At 69.7% G+C, this 23575-nt stretch carries 23 protein-coding genes; 7 read left to right on the forward strand and 16 right to left on the reverse strand.

The window, feature by feature from the left end; translation table 11 throughout:
• Positions 1–106: 106 nt before the first annotated feature.
• The 4 genes from ACFPN1_RS07000 to pilG are packed head-to-tail and all read right to left on the reverse strand — an operon-like array spanning position 107 to position 3527.
• Entirely contained in the window at positions 107–2119 is a 2013-nt protein-coding gene (locus ACFPN1_RS07000; protein WP_386754123.1) for a methyl-accepting chemotaxis protein, read from the reverse strand.
• Positions 2120–2171: 52 nt separating this feature from the next.
• A complete protein-coding gene (locus ACFPN1_RS07005; RefSeq protein ID WP_386754124.1) occupies positions 2172–2735 on the reverse strand; it encodes a chemotaxis protein CheW in 564 nt (187 codons plus the stop codon).
• Positions 2736–2747: 12 nt separating this feature from the next.
• Positions 2748–3113 carry a response regulator transcription factor gene (locus ACFPN1_RS07010; RefSeq protein ID WP_386754126.1) on the reverse strand — a complete coding sequence of 122 codons (366 nt, stop codon included), beginning with the start codon at positions 3111–3113 and terminating at the stop codon, positions 2748–2750.
• A gap of 18 nt (positions 3114–3131) precedes the next feature.
• Positions 3132–3527 (reverse strand): twitching motility response regulator PilG, encoded by a 396-nt coding sequence (gene pilG / locus ACFPN1_RS07015; protein ID WP_386754127.1) that lies wholly within the window; start codon positions 3525–3527, stop codon positions 3132–3134.
• 238 nt (positions 3528–3765) lie between these two features.
• On the opposite strand from pilG, the gene gshB reads away from it, so the two are divergent.
• Positions 3766–4728, forward strand: a complete 963-nt coding sequence (gshB, locus tag ACFPN1_RS07020; protein WP_386754128.1) for a glutathione synthase — start codon at positions 3766–3768, stop codon at positions 4726–4728.
• Positions 4725–5618 (forward strand): energy transducer TonB, encoded by an 894-nt coding sequence (locus ACFPN1_RS07025; RefSeq protein ID WP_386754129.1) that lies wholly within the window; start codon positions 4725–4727, stop codon positions 5616–5618. Before gshB ends, ACFPN1_RS07025 begins: the two co-directional genes overlap by 4 nt.
• 24 nt (positions 5619–5642) lie before the next feature.
• On the opposite strand, the gene lepB is transcribed toward ACFPN1_RS07025, so the two are convergent.
• Genes lepB through mrcB form a run of 5 tightly spaced genes read right to left on the reverse strand, consistent with a single transcriptional unit; the run spans position 5643 to position 12042 of the window.
• On the reverse strand, positions 5643–6260 hold the full coding sequence (lepB, locus tag ACFPN1_RS07030; protein WP_386754130.1) for a signal peptidase I: 618 nt from the start codon (positions 6258–6260) through the stop codon (positions 5643–5645).
• 52 nt (positions 6261–6312) lie between these two features.
• Positions 6313–7008, reverse strand: coding sequence for a tRNA (adenosine(37)-N6)-threonylcarbamoyltransferase complex dimerization subunit type 1 TsaB (gene tsaB, locus ACFPN1_RS07035; RefSeq protein WP_386754131.1), 696 nt, complete (start codon positions 7006–7008; stop codon positions 6313–6315).
• A complete protein-coding gene (locus ACFPN1_RS07040; protein WP_386754132.1) occupies positions 7005–9059 on the reverse strand; it encodes an ATP-dependent DNA helicase in 2055 nt (684 codons plus the stop codon). Before ACFPN1_RS07040 ends, tsaB begins: the two co-directional genes overlap by 4 nt.
• The gene (locus tag ACFPN1_RS07045) at positions 9059–9637 is read right to left on the reverse strand and encodes a hypothetical protein (RefSeq protein WP_386754133.1); all 579 of its coding nucleotides are present in this window, start codon (positions 9635–9637) and stop codon (positions 9059–9061) included. The genes ACFPN1_RS07040 and ACFPN1_RS07045 overlap by 1 nt, the downstream gene beginning before the upstream one ends.
• Before the next feature lie 14 nt (positions 9638–9651).
• Positions 9652–12042 carry a penicillin-binding protein 1B gene (gene mrcB, locus ACFPN1_RS07050; RefSeq protein ID WP_386754134.1) on the reverse strand — a complete coding sequence of 797 codons (2391 nt, stop codon included), beginning with the start codon at positions 12040–12042 and terminating at the stop codon, positions 9652–9654.
• Positions 12043–12181: 139 nt separating this feature from the next.
• Between mrcB and ACFPN1_RS07055 the strand changes: the two genes are divergently transcribed.
• The gene (locus ACFPN1_RS07055) at positions 12182–14281 is read left to right on the forward strand and encodes a glycosyltransferase (RefSeq protein WP_386754136.1); all 2100 of its coding nucleotides are present in this window, start codon (positions 12182–12184) and stop codon (positions 14279–14281) included.
• A gap of 11 nt (positions 14282–14292) precedes the next feature.
• Here the strand turns inward: ACFPN1_RS07055 and ACFPN1_RS07060 are convergent, their stop codons facing one another.
• Complete coding sequence (locus ACFPN1_RS07060; RefSeq protein WP_386754137.1) at positions 14293–15903, reverse strand: hypothetical protein; 1611 nt, start codon at positions 15901–15903, stop codon at positions 14293–14295.
• 64 nt (positions 15904–15967) lie between these two features.
• On the reverse strand, positions 15968–18118 hold the full coding sequence (locus tag ACFPN1_RS07065) for a RelA/SpoT family protein (RefSeq protein ID WP_386754138.1): 2151 nt from the start codon (positions 18116–18118) through the stop codon (positions 15968–15970).
• Positions 18119–18184: 66 nt separating this feature from the next.
• Between ACFPN1_RS07065 and ACFPN1_RS07070 the strand changes: the two genes are divergently transcribed.
• Together ACFPN1_RS07070 and ACFPN1_RS07075 are read left to right on the forward strand one after the other, a co-directional pair.
• Positions 18185–18685 (forward strand): hypothetical protein, encoded by a 501-nt coding sequence (locus ACFPN1_RS07070; protein ID WP_386754139.1) that lies wholly within the window; start codon positions 18185–18187, stop codon positions 18683–18685.
• Between the two features lie 2 nt (positions 18686–18687).
• Positions 18688–19137 carry a hypothetical protein gene (locus ACFPN1_RS07075; protein WP_386754140.1) on the forward strand — a complete coding sequence of 150 codons (450 nt, stop codon included), beginning with the start codon at positions 18688–18690 and terminating at the stop codon, positions 19135–19137.
• Positions 19138–19189: 52 nt separating this feature from the next.
• On the opposite strand, the gene ACFPN1_RS07080 is transcribed toward ACFPN1_RS07075, so the two are convergent.
• From ACFPN1_RS07080 to ACFPN1_RS07090, 3 genes are read right to left on the reverse strand one after another with little or no spacing between them, the layout of a single operon-like run.
• Positions 19190–19495 carry an antibiotic biosynthesis monooxygenase family protein gene (locus ACFPN1_RS07080; RefSeq protein WP_386754141.1) on the reverse strand — a complete coding sequence of 102 codons (306 nt, stop codon included), beginning with the start codon at positions 19493–19495 and terminating at the stop codon, positions 19190–19192.
• Positions 19496–19523: 28 nt separating this feature from the next.
• Complete coding sequence (locus ACFPN1_RS07085) at positions 19524–20423, reverse strand: DMT family transporter (protein WP_386754142.1); 900 nt, start codon at positions 20421–20423, stop codon at positions 19524–19526.
• 48 nt (positions 20424–20471) lie between these two features.
• Positions 20472–20867 carry a cupin domain-containing protein gene (locus ACFPN1_RS07090; RefSeq protein WP_386754143.1) on the reverse strand — a complete coding sequence of 132 codons (396 nt, stop codon included), beginning with the start codon at positions 20865–20867 and terminating at the stop codon, positions 20472–20474.
• Between the two features lie 164 nt (positions 20868–21031).
• Between ACFPN1_RS07090 and ACFPN1_RS07095 the strand changes: the two genes are divergently transcribed.
• Positions 21032–21922: a LysR substrate-binding domain-containing protein gene (locus ACFPN1_RS07095; protein ID WP_386754144.1), complete on the forward strand. Its 891-nt coding sequence runs from the start codon at positions 21032–21034 to the stop codon at positions 21920–21922.
• Positions 21923–21935: 13 nt separating this feature from the next.
• Here ACFPN1_RS07095 and ACFPN1_RS07100 read toward each other — a convergent pair whose 3' ends face one another.
• On the reverse strand, positions 21936–22289 hold the full coding sequence (locus tag ACFPN1_RS07100; protein ID WP_386754145.1) for a TfoX/Sxy family protein: 354 nt from the start codon (positions 22287–22289) through the stop codon (positions 21936–21938).
• On the reverse strand, positions 22286–22420 hold the full coding sequence (locus tag ACFPN1_RS07105; RefSeq protein WP_386754147.1) for a hypothetical protein: 135 nt from the start codon (positions 22418–22420) through the stop codon (positions 22286–22288). Before ACFPN1_RS07105 ends, ACFPN1_RS07100 begins: the two co-directional genes overlap by 4 nt.
• A 166-nt stretch (positions 22421–22586) precedes the next feature.
• On the opposite strand from ACFPN1_RS07105, the gene ACFPN1_RS07110 reads away from it, so the two are divergent.
• Positions 22587–23531: a DMT family transporter gene (locus tag ACFPN1_RS07110; protein WP_386754148.1), complete on the forward strand. Its 945-nt coding sequence runs from the start codon at positions 22587–22589 to the stop codon at positions 23529–23531.
• Positions 23532–23575: the final 44 nt, after the last annotated feature.

The raw sequence follows: 23575 nt of genomic DNA on the forward strand, positions 1-23575 counted from the left end.
CCTCCGTGTCGGCGCGCAACCGCGGCGTCCGCTTCAGGGGCGGGCGCGGGCGCAGGGCGGTTTGCCATCAGGCCGTCCATCTCGTCTCGGTTCCGTCTGGCGTCGGTCAGGCCGGCAGCTTGAAGTCGGCGACCGAACGGCGCAGGTCGGCCGCGAGCTGCGCCAGGTTTCCGATCGACTGCGCCGTCTGGCTCGCACCCTGCGAAGTCTGCGCGGTAATCGACTGGATGGTATTCATCGTCTGGGTGATGTTCGACGCCGCGCTGGACTGCTGCTTCGCCGCGGTCGAGATGCCCTGAATGAGGCCCGACAGGTCGGACGACACCTTTTCGATCTCGCCCAGCGCGGTACCCGCGTCTTCGGCGAGGCGGGCACCCGCCACCACTTCCGAGGTCGTCTGCTCCATCGAGGACACCGCTTCGTTGGTGTCCGACTGAATCGTCTGGACCAGCGTTTCGATTCGCTTGGTCGCGTTCGATGCGCGTTCGGCGAGTCGCTGCACTTCGTCCGCCACCACCGCGAAGCCGCGGCCCGCTTCACCGGCCGAGGCCGCCTGAATTGCCGCGTTCAGCGCGAGAATGTTGGTCTGCTCCGAGATGTCGTTGATCAGTTCCACGATCGAGCCGATTTCCTGCGACGACTCGCCCAGTCGCTTGATTCGCTTCGAGGTTTCCTGGATCTGGTCGCGGATCGAGTCCATGCCCGCGATCGTCTGGCGCACGACGCCGGCGCCCTTGGTCGCGATCTGCACTGAGCGCTGCGCCACGTCCGCGGATTCGGCGGAGTTCTTCGACACCTGGTCGATGCTCGCCGCGATTTCGCTGATGCGGTCGGAAGCGGAGCTGATTTCCTGCGCCTGGTGCTCGGCAGCTTCGGCGAGGTGCATGGCGGTGGCCTGCGTTTCCTGCGCGCTGGAGGCCACCTGCACCGAGGTGTCGGTAATCGTCTGCACCAGGCTGCGCAGCTGTTCGACGGCGAAGTTGATCGAGTCCGCGATCGCGCCGGTCATGTCCTCGGTCACGGTCGCCTTCACGGTCAGGTCGCCTTCCGCGAGCGAACCCATTTCGTCCAGCAGGCGCATGATCGCCTCCTGGTTGCGGTCGTTGAGTTCCTTGGTGGTCTGGTAGCGCTTCTGCTGTGCGCGGTTCAGCGAGAACAGCAGGCCCGCGATGGCGAGGATGGCGGCGATACCGGAGAGGATCGACACCAGGATGTGGCCGATCGGGTTCTTGCTGCGCACCGAACCGAACGCGGTCAGCGAGCGGAACAGCGATTCGCTCTGGCCGAGCAGCGTGTTGGATTCGCTGGTGATGGTGCCCGCCGCGGCCTGCGCGGTGAACAGGTTCTTGGAACCGGCGCTGATCGCGTCCAGGTCCTTCTTCATGTCGGTCCACAGCGCCTCGGCCTGGCCGAGAGCGGCCAGCGCGCCGCCGTTGGACAGCGGGGTCACGCCGAGCGCGGCGTCGCCCTTGCGCAGGCCGACCAGCACGTTGCCGAACACGGTGGCGTTACGGGCCAGCTGGTCGCCGGCGATCGATGCGCCCGGGCCGCCGGCACGCATCGAGGTGATGCTCTTGTCCATCGCGCCCGCGAGCACGTTCTGGCGCAGCGCGAGGTAGACCTGCGATGCGGGCGAGCCCGACGAGGACATCGCGCGCACCAGTTCGTCCAGTCGCGCCTGCAACTGCGGCACCTTGGCCGAGAAGCTGTCCGCCTTGCTGGCCAGGCCGGTGACCGCGCCTTCCGACGCGATGACCTGGTCCGCGTTCTTGCCCACGAGGTCCCAGGTGTTGGAGACCTTCTCGATGTCGCCCGACACGCCCAGCTCGTTGCCGAAGCGTTCGTTCAACTGCTGCACGTCCGCGTCCATCTGGGCCTTGGTGGCCTTGAAGTTCGCGTAGGCCTCCTTGTCACCGGCCACGGCCTCGGCGCCCTGCACCGCGAGCCGTTGCGAATTCACCTGCAGCGCCGATGCCGACGAGCTCGCGCTCGCCAGTCGCGAGCCCTTGTAGGTGGCGTAACCGGCGTTCAGACCGAAGATGACCACCGAGACGCCGAGGATCGTCAACCAGGTATTGACGCCGAGGCCGCGGCCCTTGGGATTCATCACAGTGCTCATGGTTCAACCTCGTTGGCGATTGCTGCTTGCGTGCTGCTGGTTGTTGGTGGCGTCAGCCGGCGGCTTGACGGAATTCGGGAGTGCGGGCCAGCCGGTCCAGGCTGAAAATGCCCCACGCGTGCTCGCCGACCCGATAGGCCCGGTCGACGAAATGCGCGTAGCGTCCCTGATGGAACTGGTTCTCGTCGGCCTGCGCCTCGTCCACCTTCTGCGCTTCGACGAAGCTGCGCTGGCCGTAGAGCTCGTCGATCAGCACGGCGACATCGCCGCCGGGCTGGCGCACGAGCAGCACGCGCTGGCTTTCGTGCACGACGGTGCGCTCGCCTTCGAGGAACTGCTTGAGGTCGACGATCGGCAGCAGGTTGCCGCGCACGTTGGCCACGCCGAGCATCCACGGCTGGGAGCCGGGCACCTGGGTGATGGGCGGCAGCGGCAGGATTTCGCGAACCTCGTCGAAACCGGAGGCCAGGCGATTCGCGCCGACACGATAGCCCACGCCGCGCCACAGGCCCGGCGCGTCGAGCTGCTCGGGCAGGCCGGCGACGTGTTCCAGGCTGCGGCGCTCATAGTCGGCCAGCAGCTCGAACGGGCTGAGCGGGGAGGCTTTGCGACTCACGTGGCGACCCGGTCAGTGACCCAGCACTGCATTGATGCGGGCGATCAGCTCGGCTTCGCTCGGCGGCTTGACGATGTAGTCGCGAGCGCCCTGGCGCATGCCCCAGGCCTTGTCGGTGTCCATGCTCTTGGTGCTGACGATCAGCACCGGAATGGCGCTGGTCGCGGCGTCGCGCGACAGCGCGCGGGTGGCCTGGAAGCCGTTCATGCCGGGCAGGACCACATCCATGATGACGAGGTCGGGCAGCTCGCGCTGCGCGACCGCGATACCGTCTTCGGCGCTACCGGACGTGAGGACCTGATGTCCGTTGCGCTCCAGCAGCTGGGTGAGAACCGCCGTATCGGTCGGCGAATCCTCGATCAGCAGAATACGTGCCATTGATGCCCTACCCCCCGGTCAGGCGTGTACATGATTGCGGATCGCGTCGAGGAGCTCCTCGCGCGTGAACGGCTTGGTCAGATACTGCTCGGAGCCCACGATGCGGCCGCGGGCCTTGTCGAACAGGCCATCCTTGGACGACAGCATGATGACCGGCGTGTTCTTGAACAGATGGTTGTTCTTGATCAGCGCGCAGGTCTGATAGCCGTCGAGTCGCGGCATCATGATGTCGACGAAGATGATCTGCGGCTGCTGGTCGGCGATCTTCGCCAGGGCCTCGAAGCCATCGGTCGCGGTCACGACGTCGCAGCCTTCGCGCTTCAGCAAAGTCTCCGCGGTCCGGCGAATGGTCTTGGAATCATCGATCACCATGACCTTCAGGCCTTCGAGATTGCCGTTGCGACCGTCTTGCATGCTTTGAATCCCCTGTGCGATCACGGCGAACCCCGCACGTCGCGAAGTGCCTTTATTTCAAGCATAGCGCGGACTGTCAAGCGAGATCGGGGGAACGCCCATCCCTGAATGTGCGGGGTCGCACAATCGCGACCCGGATTGCACCGGAGCGTCCGGAACATGACGTTTTGGGGCACGCCCGGCCGCGCCGGCGACCCCGCCTGCTACCATCGCGCGCATCGTTTTCAGCGCTGCCAACATGCCCTCGCAACCGGGTGCCGACATCGTCGTGGTGATGGATCCGATCGGGTCCATCAAGATCGCCAAGGACTCCACGTTCGCCATGCTGCTCGAGGGCCAGCGTCGAGGCCACCGCCTATGGTACGTACGTCCGGGCGGTCTGGCGGTCGCGGATGGCCGGGCGCAGGCGACCGTCGCCCCGCTGGTGGTGAAGGACGATCCGGCCGGCTGGTACGAACTGGGCGACTGGACCCGCTGGACGTTCGCTCCGGGCCAGATCGTACTGATGCGCAAGGACCCACCGGTCGATACCGCCTACCTCAACGACACCCACATCTTGGGATTGGCGCAGCGGGCGGGAGCGCTGGTCGTGAACGACCCGCAGGGCCTGCGCGACATGAACGAGAAGCTGGCCGCGCTGGAATTCCCGCAGTGCATCCCCCCCACCGTGGTGAGCCGCGAGGCCGCGGTGCTCAAGGCCTTCCTGGCCGAACATGGCGACGCCGTGCTCAAGCCGCTCGACGGCATGGGCGGTCGGTCGATCTTCCGGGTCCGCGCCGGCGATCCCAACACCAACGTGATCCTGGAGACCCTGACCGCCGGAGGGCGCGAACTGGCGATGGCCCAGCGCTACCTGCCGGAGATCACCGAGGGCGACAAGCGGATCCTGCTGGTCGATGGCGTGCCCATCGACTACTGCCTGGCGCGGATCCCGCAGGGCGACGAGTTCCGCGGCAATCTTGCCGCGGGCGGCAAGGGCCGCGGCCAGCCGCTCAGCGAACGCGACCGCTGGATCGCCACCCGGGTCGGCCCGGAACTGCGCCGCCGCGGCATGATCTTCGTCGGCCTGGACGTGATCGGGGACTACCTGACCGAGGTCAACGTCACCAGCCCGACCTGCATCCGGGAGCTGGATGCGCAGTTCGGCCTGAACATCGCCGGCACGCTCTTCGACTGCATCGAGCAGAAACTGTCCGCATGAGCACGGTCGCCGCCCGAGTCCCGCCGCACCCCGGCGAGTACGCCGTGGGCGAGAACCGCCGCATCAGCGCCACCATGGTGCTGTCGGTCCTGGTCCACGCCATCCTGCTGCTGGGCGTGGGCTGGGCGGTCGAAAGCGCGGCGCCGGTGATGCCCACGCTGGACGTGATCCTGACCGAGACGACCTCGCCGCTGACGCAGAAGCAGGCCGACTTCCTGGCCCAGGCCAGCAACCAGGGCGGCGGCGAGCACGACAAGACCACCCGCCCGCGCGAAACCCAGTCCGGCCTGGCGCCGCAACCCGAGCCCGGCATCGCCCCGCGTCCCCTGCGGGCGCAGTCGCCGGCACCGCAGCCGGCGCCGCAGGACCGGGTGGTCAGCAGCCTGCATGGCGAAGCCGAGATCGCCAAGGCCCAGGCCACGCCGCCGCCGGACGAGCAGGTGCTGCCGCGCGGCCGCGAGAAGATCGCGCGCGACATCGCCATGGCCCGGCTGGCCGCCGAGATCCACCTGCGCTCGGAGCGCTACGCCAAGCGCCCCAAGCGCAAGTTCGTGTCGGCCAGCACCACCGAATACGCCTGGGCGACCTACCTGAGCGAATGGGTCAAGCGCGTCGAGCGCGTGGGCAACCTCAACTATCCCGATGAAGCCCGTCGCCGCCACCTGGCCGGCAAGGTCGTCATCACGGTCGCGATCCGCCGCAACGGCACGGTCGAACGGGCGCAGGTGATCCAGTCGAGCGGGATTCCGCTGCTGGATTCCTCCGCCCTGCGGATCGCGCAGCTCGCCGAGCCGTACGCGCCGTTGCCCAAGACGGAGGAAGACCCGGACATCCTGCATGTCACCCGCACGTGGCTGTTCATGCCCGGCGGCGAGCTGATCGACGACTGAGCCGCCGATGCAGCCCTGGCGCGCTCAGAGCGGCTTCCAGACCGGTCCTTCCCCGCTGCGCCAGTACACGTAGCGCGCCTTGGCGTAGAGCGAACGGGCCGGCACCAGGCCGAAATAGCGGCCATCGAAGCTGTCGCCGCGGTGGTCGCCCATCACCAGCACCTGGCCGACGGGAATGGTCGCGGCCACCACGTCCGGCCCGCCGCCGCGATCGAGGTTGAGGTCCGCGCGGTGCTCGCCGAAGCGCTCGACATCGGGAGCCGCCATCGATGCCATGGGCGTGCCGTTGATGCGCAGGTGCCCCGCGGTCACGCTCACCCGGTCGCCGCCCACGGCCACCACGCGCTTGATCAGCCGGGTGCCGTCCACCGGCGAGCGGAAAACGGCGATGTCGCCGCGCTGCGGATGGCCGCGCTCCACCAGGACGATGTCGGTGAACGGCACGCGCAGCCCGTAGGCCGACATGTCGACGATGACGTGGTCGCCCGGCTTCAGCGTGTTCTCCATCGAACCGCTCGGCACCGTGTAGTGGTTGGCGAACGAGGTCCGCGCCACCGCCAGCAGCGCCAGCATCAGGGCAATGGACCTGGCCTCGCCGATGATGCGGCTGCGTCGGCTGGGGGGTTTCGCGTGTTCGGTCATGTGCTTTCCTCCTGGAACTGGAGTACTGACCCGCGCCACCGTCCGCGGTTCCCTAGCGCGAATCGCGCAGCGCCTGCTGCTCCGCGATGGTCAGGGCGACGTTGTCGCGCAGGTAGGCGGGCTCGGCGAATTCCGGCGCCACCGCTTCGCCGCGGGCGAAGGCCAGCGCCGCCAGGCGCGCGACATCGGCGGCATGCGGCAGCGCGGTCGCATCCACGCTGGCGAGCCGGGGTGCCAGCCGCCGTGCGAGTGCGCCTTCCTGTGCGCCGAATCCGGTGCCACGGCCATGCCAGCGCTCGTCGCCGGTTGGCAGCGCGACGGCGTCCGGCGCCGTCACGCGCTCGGCATCGAGGGCGATCGCATCGCCGTCGCGCAGGGCGAATGCCGCGGCATACACCTCGCCCATGCGGGCGTCGATCGCGGCGAGCACGTGCGGACCAGGCCCCTGCAAGGCCAATGCGGCCAGGGTCGAAACCGGAACCACGGGGCGATCGAGCGCGAGGGCGATGCCCTGCCCGATCGCGATCGCCAGCCGCACGCCGGTGAACGCGCCCGGACCGCGCCCGATCGCGATCGCATCGAGTTGCGACTTCACCACGCCGGCCTCGACCAGCAACTGCTCCGCCCACGGCAGGGTGAGTTCGGCGTGGCGGCGTGGCGCGAGTTCGAAACGTTCGTGCACCTCGCCATCGAGCCAGAGGGCGACGGAACAGGCTTCGGTGGCGGTTTCCAGAGCGAGCAGTTTCACGAGGGATCGGTTGCGGTATCGGCGGCCACGGATTCTGGCGCAAAAAACGCCGCGACATCCTCGATCAGCCGCGTCCGCGGCAGGGGCGGCAGCGAATCGAGGAACACCTTGCCGTAGGTCTTCGAGGTGATGCGCGGATCGCACAGCACCAGCACGCCGCGGTCGCTCTCGCTGCGGATCAGGCGGCCCGCGCCCTGCTTCAGCGCGATCACCGCCTGCGGCAGCTGCTCGTCGCGGAACGGATTGCCGCCGCTGCGGCGGATCGCTTCGAGCCGCGCTTCGAACACCGGATCGTCGGGCGCGGCGAACGGCAGCTTGTCGATGACCACCACGCTGAGCGCTTCACCGGCGACGTCGACGCCTTCGCGGAAACTCGCCGCGCCCAGCAGCACGCCGTTGCCCGAGGCGCGGAAGCGTTCCAGCAGCACCGGCCGGGGCGCCTCGCCCTGCACGAACAGCGGCCACGGTCCGTCGCGCAGGAGTTCCGCCGCTTCGCGCAGTGCGCGATGCGAGGCGAACAGCACGAACGCACGGCCGCGCGAGGCTTCGAGCACGGGGCGCAGCTTGTCGACCAGGCTGTCGCTGTAGTGGCGCACGACCGGATCGGGCAAGCCGGTGGGCAGGTAACACAGCGCCTGCCGCGGCCAGTCGAACGGGCTGGGCGCGAGCAGCGTGCGCGGATCGTCCAGGCCGAGCTTCGCGGCGTAGTGATCGAAGCGGCCACCGACGGCGAGCGTGGCCGAAGTGAAGACCCAGGCCGCGTGCGAGCGCTCGCGGTGCTGCGCGAGCGGACCGGCCACGTCGAGCGGCGTACGGCTGATGCGGAAGCCGCGCGCGGTCAGTTCGTACCAGTGGACGCCGCCGCCTTCGCGCTGGTCCGCGCGCGCGCCGGCCTCATCGTCACCCGGCGCTGCGGCCTCGTCGAACGGGATGGCCTCGAATTCGTCCGCGGGTTCCGCGTCCGCGGCGGGTTCGCCGCGCCAGCGCCGCAGCCGCGCGAGGAATTCCCGCGCCCGCGCCGCGCAACCATCGAAACCCGGCGCGGACTGGCGCAGCGGCTCCAGCACCGCATGCATGTGGTCGAGCGCGGCAGCGAGCGCATCGAAGGCCTGCTCGACTGCCGGCAATTCGCCCGCCCGCCGCCGCGTGCCGCGCACGGGCAACTCGTCCATGGCCGCGCGCAATGCACGCACCGCGTGGTCGAGCTCGCGCGCCGGTCCCTGCACCGTCGCCAGCGAACCGGGCACGTCCTTGCACTCGGCGATCGCGTCGCGGGCCAGTTCGACCAGCGGCCGCGCGCTCAGCGCTTCGCCGAAGAACTGCGAGGCGAGATCCGGCAACTGGTGCGCCTCGTCGACGACGAAGGCCTGCGCACCGGGCAGGATTTCGCCGAAGCCTTCCTGTTTCAGGGCAAGGTCGGCGAGCAGCAGGTGGTGGTTGACCACCACGACGTCCGCCGCCTGCGCGCGCTGGCGCGCCTGCACGACGAAACAGTCGCCGAAGAAGGGGCATTCGCTGCCCAGGCAGTTGTCCGCGGTCGACGTCACCTTCGGCAGCAGCGGCGAATCCTCGGGCAGCGCCTCCAGCTCGGCCAGATCGCCCATGCGCGTGCGGCCGCTCCAGGCGACGATGCGCTGGAACTGCGCGACCTGTTCGCGGTTGGAGAATTTCGGCTCGCCCTTGGCCTGGTTGAGCCGGTACAGGCACAGGTAGTTCGCGCGGCCCTTGAGCAACGCGGTCTTCAGTCCCTTTCCGAGCGCATCGCGCACGCGCGGCAGATCGCGGTGGTAGAGCTGGTCCTGCAGTGCGCGCGTGCCGGTGGAGACGATCGTCTTCATGCCCGACAGCAGCGCGGGCACCAGGTAGGCGAAGGTCTTGCCGGTGCCGGTGCCGGCTTCGGCGATCAGCGTGCCGCGCGTTTCGAACGCATCGGCAATCGCGGCGGAAAGATCCTGCTGCGCGGCGCGCGGCGCGAACGCATCGATCTTCGACGCGAGTTCACCGCCTTCGCTCAATGCCGCGCGGCTGGCTTCGGCGAGACGTCCCGACATCAGTAGCGGTTGGGCGCGGCGACGGTGCACGCGTCGCGTTGCGTGCGCGCGGCGCGCACCTCGGCCGCGGCGGCCTGCACGCGCGCGGTTGCCTGCGTTTCGCTTTCGTCGCGGCGGATCACGCGGTCGTTGGCACGCAACAGGGCGGCCTGCAGCCGGGTTTCCCAGTGGCGCCGGCACAGCGGGCCGGTGGTGGAGCCCAGGTCGATCGCCTGCTTCGCGAATTCCTGCGCCTGATCCGGCTCGCGCAGCAGGAAGGCGAGTTCGGCGCGCTCCTGCAGCAGCGCGGGATCGCCGGCATTGAGCGCCAGCGCGCGATCGAGCCGCTCGGCGGCGCCGCGGTACATGTGTTTTTCCTCGAGTTGCGCCGCTTCCTGGCGCAGGTCTTCCAGCTGCGGATCGCGCAGGGGCTGGACTTCGAGTTCGCTGCCGCTCGCCGCGCCGGCCGCGCGGATCGCCCGCACGATCGCCGCCGCGTCGTACGCCGGCGCCGGCGGCGCCTGCGTGGCGCAGGCCGCGAGCAGCAGCGCGCCGACGCCTGCGCAGATCCTCGACGCGCCCATCCCGTGCTTACCCATTCCGTGCATCCTGCTCATTGCTGCTGGTCGGGCAGAGGCGGGACCTCGCGCGCTTCCTGTTCGTCCTTGTCGCGCCGCCCCAGGCCGAACCATTCGCGCCAGCCACCGCCTTCGCTTTCCTCTTCGATCGGTTCCGGCATCGGGCACGGCGCGTACTGCGGCGCGAATCCGGCGACGAAGGCGAAGCGGCGAGCGCCGGCGCAATCGGCATCGGTGGTGTTGCTGCCGATCACCCACTGCCAGTCGATGCCCTTGCTGCCCACCTGCAGCGGCGCGCTCGGCAGGCGCGAGAAGATCGCCGACCACACGCGCATCGCGCCGGTGGCGCCGTACAGGCCCGTTTCCTTGTTCTGGTCGTTGCCGACCCAGATCACCGCGAGGTGATCGCCGGTCCAGCCCGCGAACCAGCTGTCGCGGCCGTCGTTGCTGGTACCGGTCTTGCCCGCGGCATTGAGGCGGCCGAGGCCGTCGCGGACCAGTTGCGCGGCGGTGCCGCTGGTAACGGTGTGCTGCCCGGCGATGGTGATCAGGCGCGCGGCGATCGCGTCGCCTTCCTGCGCCGGCGCCGGCTTGGTGTCGTAACGCTTGAGCGCGCGCCCGTTCGCGTCGAGCACGCCGCGCACCGCATGCAGCGGCTGGATCTGCCCACCGCTGGCGAGGAACTGGTACAGCTGCGCCATCGCATACGGACTCTGGTCCATCGCGCCGAGGATCAGCGACGGACGTGGCTCGGCATGGATGCCGGCGAGCGTGCGGATCAGGTCGGCGATGCGTTCCGGTGCGACCTTCATGCCGACCCGCACGGTGGCCTGGTTGTACGACATCGCCAGCGCATCGAGCAGGCGCACGGTGCCGTGGCTGCGGCCGTCGGAATTGCCCGGCGTCCACTGCTTGCCGCGGCCCAGGTCGACGGTTACCGGTGAGTCGTCGACCCAGCTCGCGAGCGAGTACTGGTCCGGCGTCGCCAGCGCGAGCAGGTACACGAACGGCTTGAGCAGCGAGCCCACCGGCCGCTGCGCTTCCACTGCGCGGTTGAAGCCGTGCTCGGTGTGTTCGCGGCTGCCGACCACGGCGAGCACCTGGCCGCTGTGCACGTCGGTCACGACGAGGCCGGCCTGCAGCGGCGGACGTCGCTTGCTTTCCAGACTCTTCAGCGTGCGCGTCACTGCGCCTTCGGCGAAGGCCTGCGCAGAAGGCGACATGCCGGTCATCACGCTCAGGCCGGCGCCGGCGAGCTGGTCGGCCGGGTAATCGCGCGCGAGCTGGCGGCGGACGAGGTCGACGTAGGCGGGGAAACGGTTCGGCGCCATCGTGCCCGCGGTCGGCGTGACGCCGAGCGGCGCCTTCAGCGCGCGCTGGTATTCCTTCTCGTCGATGAGGTTGGTTTCGCGGAATTCGCCGAGCGCGAAGTTGCGCCGTTCCAGCGCGCGTTGCGGATTGCGCCGCGGGTCGTACCACGACGGGCCGCGCACGATGCCCACCAGCAGCGCGATCTGCTCCGTGCTCAGGTCGCGCAGGTCGCGGCCGAACCAGAATTCGGAAGCGGCCGCGACGCCGTGGATGGCCTGCGATCCGCGCTGCCCGAGGTAGACCTGGTTGAGGTAGGCCTCGAGGATGTCGCGTTTCTCATAACGCGCATCGATGATCAGCGCGTAGAGGATTTCCTTGCCCTTGCGGGTCCAGGTCTGTTCCTTGCCGATGCCGAGCAGGCCGCTGCGCGCGAGCTGCTGGGTCAGCGTGCTCGCGCCCTGCTTGCGGCCGGTCGCGGTCTTGAACGCGGCGCGCAGCATGCCGCTGAAGTCGATGCCGATGTGGTGGTTGAAGTCGCGGTCCTCGACCGCCTGCAGGCCGGTGACCAGCAGTTCGGGGACTTCCTCGATGCGCACCAGGCGGCGTTCTTCCTGCTTCTGCCCGTACAGCGTGGCGATGCGCGCCGGATCCAGCCGCGCGACCTTGATCGGTGCCTTGGCCTCGCGCACGCTCGCAACGTGTCCGCCGGACACGACGACCTCGATGCGCCGCGCCGGCACGACGCCGTCGACATCGTTGAAGCCGCGGCTGGAAATCTTCCAGTGCCCGCCGTCCTGCGCGTAGCTGCCCGCGCGGAGGCCGTCGCCTTCGTGATAGCCGGCCGCGTCCAGTTCCGTCTTCAGGGTGCGCGTATCCAGCGCCAGGCCGGGCCGCAGTTCGAGCGGGCGCGCATATACGCGCGTGGGGATCTGCCACTTCAGGCGACCGAAGCGTTCGGTGACCTGGTGGTTGAGGTAGAGCGTGTAGGGGATCAGGAAGCCCAGGCCCAGGGCGATCGCGGCCAGCGTCCAGGTGACCACACGTCGCTTCCACTGCCCGCTGCCGCTGCCTCCGTCCTGTCCGCCGTCTTCGTCTTCGTCGTAATCGATCGCCACTGGATGCCAGAATAGAGGGGCTGCGCGCCCGAACCGGGCGAGTCTAGCGCAGGCGGGTCAGGCGGACCGGGATTCCTGTGGCCGATTCACGCTGGATTGGGCAAGAACGAGAACGGCGAATGCAACAGGCACCTTCGGCATGAACTGGACCGATTTGCGGTTCCGCGTGGATCGCGTCACCGGCCTGCTCGCGCGCGGGCTGGGCAGCCTGCGGACGCGCGGACTCGCGTCCACCTGGCGACGGGTGAAGAAGCAGTTCCGCCGCGTCCCCGAGGCGCAGCGTCCCGCGCTGTACCTCCTCGAACCCGCCGCCTTCGCCCCGTTCGCGGTGCCGTCGACGGCGGCCGCGGCGATGCCCGCGGCCAGCATCGTCATCCCCGTGTTCAACCATCTCGCGCACACGCTGGTATGCCTGCGCGCACTGGCCGCGCATCCGCCGGGCGTCGCGGTCGAGATCATCGTCGTCGACGACGGCTCCTCCGACGGGACGCAGACGGTGCTGCCGCAGATCGAAGGACTGCGCTACCGCCGCCGCGCCGCGAACGGTGGCTTCATCGCCGCCTGCAACGACGGTCTGGCGCTGGCACGCGGCGACTACGTGGTGTTCCTCAACAACGACACCGTGCCGCAGCCGGGATGGCTCGACGTGTTGCTGCGCACGTTTGCGGAGCACCCCGGCACGGGCATCGTCGGTGCGCAGCTGCTGTATCCGGACGGGCGCCTGCAGGAATCGGGCGGCATCGTCTGGAACGACGGCTCGGCCGACAAGCTCGCCCGTCTGCATGCGGCCGACGAACCGGCGTTCAATCACGTCCGCCGCGTCGACTACGTGTCCGGCGCGGCGCTCGCGATGCCGCGCGCGCTGTGCGTCGAAATGGGCGGATTCGATCCCGCATATGCGCCCGCCTTCTACGAGGACACCGACCTCGCGATGCGCGTGCGCGCCAGGGGGCTGCACGTGCTGGTGCAGCCGGCGTCGTGGGTCGTGCATCTGGAAGGCGTGACCACCGGCACCGACGAACGCCGCGGCGTGAAGGCGCACCAGCCGCGCAACCGGCAGCGCTTCGCCGAACGCTGGCAGGCGGTGCTGGGCACGCATCCGCGTCATTCCGACGATCCGGTGTCGAGCGGCGATCGCCATTACCGCAGGACCGTTCTGGTCGTCGATGCGCTGACGCCGCAACCCGATCGCGATTCGGGATCGCTGCGCCTGTTCAACCTGATGCGCCTGCTCCGCGACGAAGGCGCGCACGTCGTCTTCCTGCCCGCCGATCACGGTTACGAAGGCCGCTACACGCGCGATCTGCAGCAACTGGGCGTCGAAGCCTGGCACCGCCCGTGGTCGAAGAATTCGCCCGACTGGCTGCGTCGGAACGGCCATCGCTTCGACACGGTGGTGGTGTCGCGCCATTACGTCGCGCGCGAACTGTTGCCGCTGCTGCGACGCCACGCACCACGGGCGAAGATCGTCTTCGACACGGTCGACCTGCACTACCTGCGCGAACGGCGCGGCGCCGAAGTGGACGGCAACGCCGCCCTGCTGCGTGCCGCCGAACGCACCCGCGCGCGCGAACTCGAGGTGATCGCGCGCAGCGACGTGACCCTGGTCGTGAGTGCAGCGGAACGCGACCTGCTCGCCACCGACGCGCCGGGAGCGCAGGTCGAGATCCTGTCGAACCTGCACGATGTCGCCGGCCCGGGCCTGCCGTTCGCGGCGCGGCACGACCTGGTCTTCGTCGGCGGTTTCCGCCATCCGCCCAATGTCGATGCGGTGACGTGGTTCGTCGACGCGGTATTCCCGCGGGTCCGCGAACGCCTGCCGGACGTGCGCTTCCATTGCATCGGCGGCGACGTTCCCGACGCGATCGCCGCGCTGGCCTCGCGGGCCGGTGTCACCGTGCACGGCTACGTGGCCGACATCGCGCCGTACATGGACGGTGCGCGGCTTGCCGTCGCGCCGCTGCGCTACGGCGCGGGCGTCAAGGGCAAGGTCAACCTGAGCATGGCGCACGGACAACCGGTGGTCGCGACCGCGTGCGCGGTGGAAGGCATGCACCTACGCGCGGGCGAGGACGTGCTGGTGGCGGACGATGCGGCGGGTTTCGCCGATGCCGTCGTGCGCGCGTACACCGATCCGGTGCTGTGGGCGCGCCTGGCCGCCAATGGCCTTGCCAACGTCGAACGTCACTTCTCGCTGGATGCGGGTCGCGACGTGGTGCGCCGGGTGCTGCTGGCCTGAAGCCGCGCCCGCTAGCGCCGCTCCGGTGCCGCGGTGCGCAGGCGCTGGGCTAGCGCCGCCAGCCCTTCCGCACCGGGATCCAGCGCGCGCGCCGCGTCCAGTGCGGACTGCGCGCCACCGATCTCGCCGGCACTGAGTCGCTGGTCGCCGAGTGCGATCCAGCGCTGCGCCAGTTCGCTGCGGCCTGCGAGCACGCCGGCGGATTCGCCTTCGAGCGCGCGCCGCGCATCCAGGCAGCCCCCGGCGCGAACCAGGCGGTTTTCGCGCAGCGCATCGTTGAAGCACGCCACCGCCGCCGGCAGCAGGCGCGCGGACGCGGCCTTCACCTGCGCGTCCTGCGGCGCCAGCGCCTGCGCCGCGCGCAGCTTGTCGAAGGCGCTGTCGCCGGGCGGCGTGAGCAGGTCGCCGCGCGCCTGCGCCTGCGCCGCTTCGGCGAGCAACTGGGTGACGCGACGCCGCTGCGCCGCCGTCGGCGCCGTCCGCGTGGCCTGCCGCTGCGCCTGTCGCGCACGCGCGAGATGCTGGCGGGCTTCGGCGATCGCGGGATTCTGCGCGGCACCCGTGCCGGCGACGGTCTGCGCCTGCTGCAGTTCGGCCTCCGCTTCGTCGAAACGGTAGTCCGCGGCCAGGCGGTCGCTGCGGCGCGCATGCGCCGACGCCACCGCCTGCACGCCGCGCATCGCCTCGGCATCCTCGGGATTCACCAGCAGCGCGGCGCCGTAGTCCTGCAACGCGTGTTCCAGGTCGCCCGAGCGCAATTCGCGCGCGGCCTGACGACGTTTCTGTTCGGAGGCGCGGGTGAGTTCGGCCAGCATGTCGGGCAATTCCACATGCCCTGCATCGGCCGCCTGCACGCCGCGCACGATGACGGTGGCGGCCACCAGGTTGCCTTCCTGCAGGTTCGCGCGCGCCTGCTGCAACAGGTCGGACAGGGTGTCTTCGCGGCCTTCCAGCGCCTCGGTGCGGTCCGGCGCGAGTTCGAGTACGCGCTGGTACAGGGGCAGCGCGCCGCCCTTGCCGTCCAGCTGCCCGGCCGCACGCGCAGCGGCGGCCTGTTGCAGCAGTTCGTCGATGCCGACCGAAGCGGCTTCGTTGCGCCGGAGCTGTTCGCGCAATGCCGTCGTTTCCGCGCGCGGAACGGACAATGCCTCGGCGAGGTCGAGCGCGTCGTGCGCCTGCGCGAACTGTCGCCGCGCGATCGCCGCGCGCGCCTGCGCCAGCGCGGCCTTGCCGACGCGGTCGAGTCCCACGCGCGCGTCGGCGCGGTCCGGATCGAGCGCGAGCGCGGCGGCATAGAGTTCGCGCGCGCCGGTGCCATCTGGAGACGTGAGCCGGCCTGCGGCGAGCGCCTGTTCGGCGCGCTCATGCAGACGCTGGGCGCGCGTCTGCGGCCACAGCCAGTCCGCGAGCGGTTGCCGCAGCACGAACAGCAGCGCCACCACGAACAGGACCAGCGCCAGGATCCAGCGCCAGTCCCAAGCGCTGACGCGTTCGGCGAACGCGCGCGTCCGCGTCAGCCGAACGCGTGCGCGCGGCGGGCGGAACTGCAATTCGTCGAAACGTCCCAGCGGAGGCTCGCGCCTGCCGCCGTTCGGTTCCGGACCGGGATCGTGCGCTGTCATCCGCGGGAGGATAGCGCCTGCCCGATGACCGGGCCGTGCGCGGCTGCGTGCAACGCGGCGGGCCTCAGCCGCGCTGTGCGTGCTCGACGCCGGGCAGCGACGACAGCTTGCCCAGCAGGGCCGACAACTGGCCGTAGTCGTTCACGCGCAAGCGCGCCCGCAGCCGCACCTGCGCGCCGCTGCGCTCCAGCTGGCTGCTGATGCTGAGCACGTGCGCATTGGCCTGGGCGATGACGTTGCTGACTTCCTTCAGCAGCCAGCGTCGGTCGAGCGCCAGCACCTCGACGTCGACTTCGTAACCGCCGCCCTTGCGCCCCCATTCCACCGGCAGCACGCGTTGCGGCTGCGCGGCCGCCAGGCGCAGGTACGCGGGGCAGTCGGGCCGGTGCACGGTGACGCCGCGCCCGCGGGTGAGGTAGCCGACGATCGGTTCCCCGGCCACCGGCTGGCAGCAACGCGCCAGTTGCACCAGCAGGTTGCCGACGCCCTCCACGGTGAATTCCGTCGACTGCCGGGGCGGTTTCCGCGGCGCCCGCGATGGCGACACCGCCGGCGCGGCTTCCTCGGACGTCGCCGCGCGCTCCAGTTCCATCAGCGCGCGCGCGACCTGGTGCGGCCCGACGTCGCCCAGCGCGACCAGCACGTGCAGGTCGCCGTCGCTGTCGACGTTGAAGCGCGTGTGCACGGGCGCGAGATCGGCGCCGAGCAGCCCGAGCCGGCGCAGCTCCTTGTCCAGCAGTTCCTTGCCTTCCTGCTCGTTGCGCGCGCGATCGAGCTTGTGGAACCAGGTGCGCACCTTTTCGCGCGAGCGGCCGCTGGCGAGGAAACCGTTCGACGGCACCAGCCAGTCGCGCCGCGGCGCCTCGGTCTTTCCGGTGAGGATCTCCACGCGGTCGCCGGTGCGGAGCTTGTAGTCGAGCGGCACGATGCGCCCGTCGACTTTGGCGCCACGGCAGCGGTGACCGACCTGCGTGTGCACGTGGTAGGCGAAGTCCAGCGGGGTCGCGCCGGCAGGTAGGTCCATCACCTCGCCCTTGGGGGTGAGGACGTAGACGCGGTCCTCGACCAGTTCGCTGTCGAGTTCACCGCTGAGCGCGCCCTCGCCTTCGCCGTGCGCTTCCAGCAGCTTGCGCATCCAGGCGATCTTGCGGTCGAACGCGGCGTCGGCGCTGTGGCTGCCGACTTCCTTGTATTTCCAGTGCGCCGCGACGCCCAGCTCGGCCTGGCGATGCATCTCGAAGGTGCGGATCTGCACTTCCAGGGTCTTGCCTTCCGGGCCGATCACCGCGGTGTGCAGCGAGCGGTAGTCGTTGCGCTTGGGACGCGCGATGTAGTCGTCGAACTCGCTCGGGATCGGCACCCAGGTCGAGTGCACGACGCCCAGCGCGCCGTAGCACGCGGCGATGTCGTCGACGAGCACGCGTACCGCGCGCAGGTCGTACAGCTCGCTGATCGGCACGTCCTTGCGCCGCATCTTCTTCCAGATGCTGTAGATGTGCTTGGGCCGGCCGGCGACGTCGGCGCGGATGCCCTGCGCTTCCATCGCCTGCTGCAGCGTGCGCTTGACCGACTCGATGTAGCGCTCGCGATCGCCGCGCTTCTCGTCGAGCAGGCGCGCGATCTGCCGGTAGGTGTCGGGTTCGAGATAACGGAATGCGAGGTCTTCCAGTTCCCACTTCAGCTGCCAGATGCCCAGCCGGTTGGCCAGCGGCGCGTGGATGTCGCGGGTGAGCTCGGCGAGCGCGCGTTGCTGTTCGGGCGGCAGCGTCGCCGCGCTGCGCAGGCGCGCGAGCTGCCGTGCGAGCAGGATCGGCACCACGCGCAAATCGCGGACGATGGCCAGCAGCAAGCGGCGCAGGCCCTCGTTGCTCGCATGCGATCCACGCTCGGCATGCAGCGACCACACCTGCGCGGCGGCATTCTGGCCGTCGATCAGCGCCGCGACGGCGGGAAAGGCCTTGTCCAGCTGCGATGCGCCCGCGGCCGGCGGCGCATCGTGCAAAACCGCGGCCGCGATGGTTTCCCCATCGGCGCCGAGCTTCGCCAGCAGGTCCAGCGTGGTGGCGACGATCGCCGGCGCATCGCGCAAGGCCAGCGCGCCTTCGCCGTATGCCGAACGCAGCGCATCGCGCAGCGGCGGCGCGATCGCGCCGGCCGCCTGGGAGGTCTCAGGCAGCGATAGCAGCTCGTCGAGGCGCAGGGAAACGGAAGACATGGCGCGCATTGCGGTCGAAACGTGGCGGCGGTCTACACTAGCCCCCAACTGCCCGGAGGAACAGCCATGCCCACGATCCGTCTGCATCCGTTCTGGAATGCGCTCATGCTGCTGGCCCTGCTGGCGCTCGTGCCCGCCGCGCATGCGCAGCCGCCGATCGAGCAGCAGATGACGCCCGAGCAGTTCAAGGCCGCGGGCCTGGACAAACTCTCGCCACAGGAACTGGCCAACCTCAACGCCTGGCTCAACAACACGCTGGAAGTGGAAACCACCAGGGCGGCGAAGCTGGCCAAGGACAAGGTGGAATCGGAGAACCGCGGCTTCCTCAGCTTCGGCAAGAGCGATCCGATCGTCGCCCGGATCACCGGCGAATTCCGCGGCTTCGCCCGCGGCCGCAGCTGGACGCTCGACAACGGCCAGGTGTGGGAGCAGATGGACGCCGCCTCGCTCGCCGGCGTGCGCAAGACCGATCCGCAGGTGAAGATCACGCCCAGCCTGGTCGGCAACAACTGGTACATGCAGGTCGAGGGCTACAACACGCGCGCCAGCGTGCGGAGGGTGAAGTGAACATGCGAGCGACCACTCTCGCGATCGCCCTCGTCGCCACGCTCGCGTGCGGGCCAGCTGCCGCCGGGCGCGCGTACGTCGCCATCGAGCAACGGCTGAGCTCCGATCAGCTGCACGCGACCGGCCTGGACCAGTTGAGCCGCGAACAGCTCGCCCTGCTCAACCGCCTGCTGCAGGAAGAACAGGACGCCGCGGTGGCCGCGAGCGCACATGAGCCCGAAGGCCCCATCGAAAGCGCGATTCGCGGCGACGTGCGCGGCTGGGAAAAGGGCACCGTGTTCGAACTGGACAACGGACAGCGCTGGCGCGTCGTCGACGGCGAGTATTTCTCGTCCACGCCGCTGGCGCATCCGAAGGCGACGGTACGCCCCGGCGCACTCAGCAGCTGGTACCTGCGCATCGAAGGCATCAGCGTCGGCGCCAAGGTCAGGCGCGTCGACACCGGTCGCTGAGACACTCCGAGCGCGAGCGCGCTCCTTCAGCGCAACCTGCAACGGCCGCGCGTCACCCGGCCGAGCGCACCTCGTAATGCACCACCTGCGGCTCGAACTCGAGCAGGAAGCCTTCGTCTTCCGGGTAGTACTTCGCCTTCAGCAGGTCGTCGCCGGCGAAGGCGCGGATCGCGTTTTCGTCTTCCCAGTAGCTCACCGTGACGAAGTGCGCGACCTCGCCCTCGTCGCGACGCAGGACCTGCGCGCCGAGATTGCCGGGCGTGCCGCGGTAGTCGGGCATCGCGCGGTCGCCGAGGAACGCCGCATACGCGTCGGCGCGATCGAGACGGGTGGTGCCGTGCCAGAGTCGGGCGATCATGGCCGTTGCTTCCGTAGGCGGTCGCGGATCAGCGCGACGGTTGCTGGCTCATGGCCACGCTGCCGAGGATGAGCGCGGCCGAGATTGCCATCGTCCAGGTTAAGGCCTCGCCAAGCAGCAGCCAGGCCCAGGCCACGCCGAACACCGGGATCAGGTAGGTCACGGTCGAGGCGCGGCTGGCGCCGATGCGCGCGATCAGCCGGTAATACATGACGAAGGCGATGCCGGTGCACAGCACGCCCAGCATGCCCGCCGACAGCCACGACTTCAGCGGGATCGCGTGCTGCGGCCAGCTGGCAATGGCGAACGGCAGGGTCAGCAGTGCCGAGGTACCCAGCGTCGCCGAGGCGACCGCCGCGGGCGGCAATCCGGTGAGGTGGCGACGTACCAGGTTGATGCCGATGCCGTACAGGAACGACGCCGTCGCGCCTGCAACTACCGCCCAGCCGATGCTCGCGCCCGCCACCTTGCCGCTGGCGAGCACCACGACGCCGGCGAACCCGGTGAACAGCGCGACCGCGCGTTTGGCGCCGATCTTCTCGCCGAAGAACAGGAAGCCGACCAGCGCGGTGAACAGCACCGTCATCGCGTTGGCGATCGCGCCCACGCCCGCCGGTGCGCGCTGCGCGGCCCAGGCGAACAGCATGAAGGGAACGGCGGAATTGATCGCACCGATCAGCGCGAGCTTGCCCCACAGCTGCTTCGATGCGAACTGCGAACGGGCGCGCCACAGGAACGGCAGCAGCACCAGCGAACCCAGGGCCAGGCGCACTTCGACCAGGGGCAACGGGCCGAAGTCGTTGGCGGCCACGCGCATGAACAGGAACGAGGCGCCCCAGATGGCGCCGAGCAATCCCAGTTCGACGGGCGTGAGCCAGGCGCCCGAGCGCAGGCCGGACAACGGCGGATTGGATGCGATCGTGTTCATCGGTACTTCGGTTCCTTGAGGGAAGTGGGCGTCGCGGTGACGCGACGCTCAACCCTGGCTGTAGTTGAAGCGGTGGGCGCGGCTGGCCGCCTCGCGCGCCGCGGTCATCGCCGCCGGATCGAGGTTGAAGCCGATCAGGCGTACGCCGCTTTCGGTGCGCGGGCGGTGGCTGGTGCCCGGCAGGAAACGCACGTAGGTGCCGGCGCCGAAGCGCGTGCGACCTTCGATGACTTCGCCTTCGATCACGTAGTAATGCTCGCCGGTGTCGTGGTCGTCGACGTAGGGCCAGGTGCTGCCCGGCTCCATGTCGACCACCCACACACGCACGCTGCCGTCGGAGGACAGGTCGCGGCGCGTGCAGCCGGCGCCGATGCGGATCGCCGGCACGTCGTCGATCAGCGAAGCCTGCATGGTGGAAACGGAAATCGCATCGAGTCGGCCCATGGAATCAGTTCCGTTGCGATGGGCGCGCAGCGCCCGTGGGGGAGGAAGCACGACGCGCTGCCGTCTTGAGCCAGGCTGTCGGCTGCGATCCATTTTGGGGAGACGCGGAAGCCGCACAAGCGCATACTTTCGCCGACAGACACAAGCCAGATTTGAGGCTCGAAATGGCCCTGCGCGCGGACCTGCTCCCTGCCCTGGCGGCGTTCGAATCCGCCGCCCGTCACCAGAACTTCGCCCACGCCGCGGAGGAGCTGCACCTCACCGCGAGCGCGGTCAGCCATCACGTGCGCAAACTGGAATCGCGCCTTGGCGTCACGCTCTTCCAGCGCCACGCGCGCGGTGTCTCGCTCACCGCCGAAGGCCGCCAGCTCGCCGACGCCGCGGGCAGCGCGATGGCCGACATGGAGAGCGTCGTGCGCAGCCTGCGCATCGCGCGCACCGAACAGGACCGCGTGCACATCACCACGCTGCATTCGCTCACCTACACCTGGCTGCAGCCGCGGTTGCCACAATTCGCGGCGCTGCATCCGAACGTGAGGCTGACGGTGGACACCGAAGTCGCGCTCACCCGCTTCGACGAGGGCGGGCCGGATCTGGGCATCCGCCACGGCGCCGGCCACTGGCCGGGTCTCACTGCGCACCATCTGATGGACGACCATCTGTTCCCGGTCGCCTCGCCCACCCTGCCGGGCCTCGATGCCGTACGCACGCCGGCCGACATCACCCGCCTGCCGCTGGTGTCCGATCTCGCGCGCCAGGGCTGGCACGACTGGCTGCGCGCCGCCGACGTGCACGGCGCCGCGGTGGAGGAACACTACCGTTTCAGCGACAGCACCGCCGCGCTCAATGCCGCCGTGCATGGCCTGGGCGCGACGCTTGCGCGCGACAAGATCGTGGCGCCGTATCTCGCCGGCGGTGTGTTGATCCGGCTGCCGGGCCCCGCGCTGAAGGCGCGCTGGGGCTATTACATCGTCTACCCCGCGCACAAACGCCTGAAGCCCGCGGCGCGCGCCTTCGTCGACTGGCTGCTGGGGCTGCCGCAGGACGACGCGTGAGCGCGCGCCGCGCCTACTTCGCGCGCTTGCCGCGCGGCTTCGCTGCCGGTTTGCGCCGCGCGGCGGCGATGGCGCGCTCCGCCCACGGCCGCATCGCCTGCGGCGAGTCCATCGCTTCCTCGGGCACCGACCAGTAGCTCATCGGCAGCGGCTTGCCGCGCATCTCGTAGACGGCCGGCGCGCAGCCCGCCGCTTTGAAGTCCGCGCGGGTCTGTTCGTCGGTCTTGAGATACAGGGCCTCGTCGAGGATCACGCCGATGATGATTCCGTCGAGATAGACGCCATAGCCGCCGAACATCGCCCGCGCGGAGATCTTCCCCAGCGGTTCGAACAGGTCGCGCAGGTGTTCGATCAGGGCTTCGCTCATCGTAGTGGGGCACCGCGTTGCTGGATGGACGAGGTCATGGCAGCTCCGTCACGGCCGCGCGAACCAGGCGGCAGGCATTCGCGGATGGCGGCATCTTCCCGCTCCTGCACCCGCAGGTACAGCGCGGGCATGGCCCCCTCCTGCACCGTCCGCTCGCAGGAGCGCCCCACGGGCACGACCGATCCGCCACCGCACGCTTCGCGGGCATGGCCCGCTCCTGCCACCGCTGCCGTGCTGCCGCGCGCCCCACGACTCTGCAAAACTAGCGCATTCCTCCGCATTCCCCTCCTGCAACCCATGGCGATGTCCGATACCCGCAAGGCCTTCCTGCAGATCCATTTCTGCGTGGCGCTGTGGGGCTTCACCGCGATCCTCGGCAAGATGATCTCCCTGCCCGCGCTGCCGCTGGTGTGGTGGCGCCTGCTCATCGTGGTCGCCGCGCTGGCGCTGGTGCCGCGGGTCTGGCGCGGGCTGCGCGCGATGCGGCCGCGGCTGATGCTCGCCTACGCCGGCATCGGGGCACTCGTCGCGCTGCACTGGCTCACCTTCTACGGCGCGATCAAGCTGTCCAACGCCTCCGTCGGCGCGACCTGCATCGCGCTGGGGACCGTGTTCGTCGCGATGATCGAGCCGTGGCTCACCGGCACCCGTTTCTCCAAGCGCGAACTCGCCCTCGGCGTGCTCGTGCTGCCCGGCGTGGTGCTGGTCGTGGGCGGCGTGCCGCACGGCATGCGCGCGGGCATCGCGGTGGGCGCGCTGTCGGCGTTCCTGGTCGCGATCTTCGGCTCGCTCAACAAGCGGCTGGTCGAACACGGCGATCCGCTCACCGTCACCGCGCTCGAACTCGGCGCCGGCGCGATCGTGCTGACCGTGCTGGCGCCGGTCATGCCCCTGCTGTTTCCGGCGTTCGCCGGCGATCTGCTGGTCGTTCCCGGCACGCGCGACGTCCTGCTCCTGCTGGCCCTGTCGCTGGCCTGCACGCTGCTGCCCTTCAGCCTCTCGCTCGTCGCGCTGCGCCACATGAGCGCGTTCGCGCAGCAGCTGGCGGTGAACCTGGAGCCGGTCTACGCCATCGTGCTCGCCGTGCTGCTGCTGGGCGAACAGCGCGAACTCACGACGCAGTTCTACCTCGGTGTCGCGATCATCCTGGCCGCGGTCTTCATCCATCCGCTGCTGGGCCAGCCGCATGCGCTGCAACCCGAATTGCTCGGTACCGCGGAAAACAAAGGGGCCGGCGAGTAGCCGGCCCCTTGCACAAGGTCGACGACCCAGCGGGCCGTCGCCGG

The organism is Lysobacter yangpyeongensis (assembly GCF_042655745.1).
GTDB classification, from domain to species: domain Bacteria; phylum Pseudomonadota; class Gammaproteobacteria; order Xanthomonadales; family Xanthomonadaceae; genus Agrilutibacter; species Agrilutibacter yangpyeongensis.

Bases quoted from the DNA above. Each gene is read 5' to 3' on its own strand.
- ACFPN1_RS07080 (WP_386754141.1), bottom strand. From the start codon at position 19,495: ATGATCGCCCGACTCTGGCACGGCACCACCCGTCTCGATCGCGCCGAC.
- ACFPN1_RS07075 (WP_386754140.1), top strand. From the start codon at position 18,688: ATGCGAGCGACCACTCTCGCGATCGCCCTCGTCGCCACGCTCGCGTGC.
- ACFPN1_RS07110 (WP_386754148.1), top strand. From the start codon at position 22,587: ATGGCGATGTCCGATACCCGCAAGGCCTTCCTGCAGATCCATTTCTGC.
- ACFPN1_RS07070 (WP_386754139.1), top strand. From the start codon at position 18,185: ATGCCCACGATCCGTCTGCATCCGTTCTGGAATGCGCTCATGCTGCTG.
- ACFPN1_RS07000 (WP_386754123.1), bottom strand. From the start codon at position 2,119: ATGAGCACTGTGATGAATCCCAAGGGCCGCGGCCTCGGCGTCAATACC.
- ACFPN1_RS07010 (WP_386754126.1), bottom strand. From the start codon at position 3,113: ATGGCACGTATTCTGCTGATCGAGGATTCGCCGACCGATACGGCGGTT.
- ACFPN1_RS07060 (WP_386754137.1), bottom strand. From the start codon at position 15,903: ATGACAGCGCACGATCCCGGTCCGGAACCGAACGGCGGCAGGCGCGAG.
- ACFPN1_RS07085 (WP_386754142.1), bottom strand. From the start codon at position 20,423: ATGAACACGATCGCATCCAATCCGCCGTTGTCCGGCCTGCGCTCGGGC.
- ACFPN1_RS07065 (WP_386754138.1), bottom strand. From the start codon at position 18,118: ATGTCTTCCGTTTCCCTGCGCCTCGACGAGCTGCTATCGCTGCCTGAG.
- ACFPN1_RS07100 (WP_386754145.1), bottom strand. From the start codon at position 22,289: ATGAGCGAAGCCCTGATCGAACACCTGCGCGACCTGTTCGAACCGCTG.
- pilG (WP_386754127.1), bottom strand. From the start codon at position 3,527: ATGCAAGACGGTCGCAACGGCAATCTCGAAGGCCTGAAGGTCATGGTG.
- ACFPN1_RS07025 (WP_386754129.1), top strand. From the start codon at position 4,725: ATGAGCACGGTCGCCGCCCGAGTCCCGCCGCACCCCGGCGAGTACGCC.
- ACFPN1_RS07090 (WP_386754143.1), bottom strand. From the start codon at position 20,867: ATGGGCCGACTCGATGCGATTTCCGTTTCCACCATGCAGGCTTCGCTG.
- lepB (WP_386754130.1), bottom strand. From the start codon at position 6,260: ATGACCGAACACGCGAAACCCCCCAGCCGACGCAGCCGCATCATCGGC.
- ACFPN1_RS07105 (WP_386754147.1), bottom strand. From the start codon at position 22,420: ATGCCCGCGCTGTACCTGCGGGTGCAGGAGCGGGAAGATGCCGCCATC.
- ACFPN1_RS07095 (WP_386754144.1), top strand. From the start codon at position 21,032: ATGGCCCTGCGCGCGGACCTGCTCCCTGCCCTGGCGGCGTTCGAATCC.
- gshB (WP_386754128.1), top strand. From the start codon at position 3,766: ATGCCCTCGCAACCGGGTGCCGACATCGTCGTGGTGATGGATCCGATC.
- ACFPN1_RS07055 (WP_386754136.1), top strand. From the start codon at position 12,182: ATGAACTGGACCGATTTGCGGTTCCGCGTGGATCGCGTCACCGGCCTG.
- ACFPN1_RS07045 (WP_386754133.1), bottom strand. From the start codon at position 9,637: ATGGGTAAGCACGGGATGGGCGCGTCGAGGATCTGCGCAGGCGTCGGC.
- ACFPN1_RS07040 (WP_386754132.1), bottom strand. From the start codon at position 9,059: ATGTCGGGACGTCTCGCCGAAGCCAGCCGCGCGGCATTGAGCGAAGGC.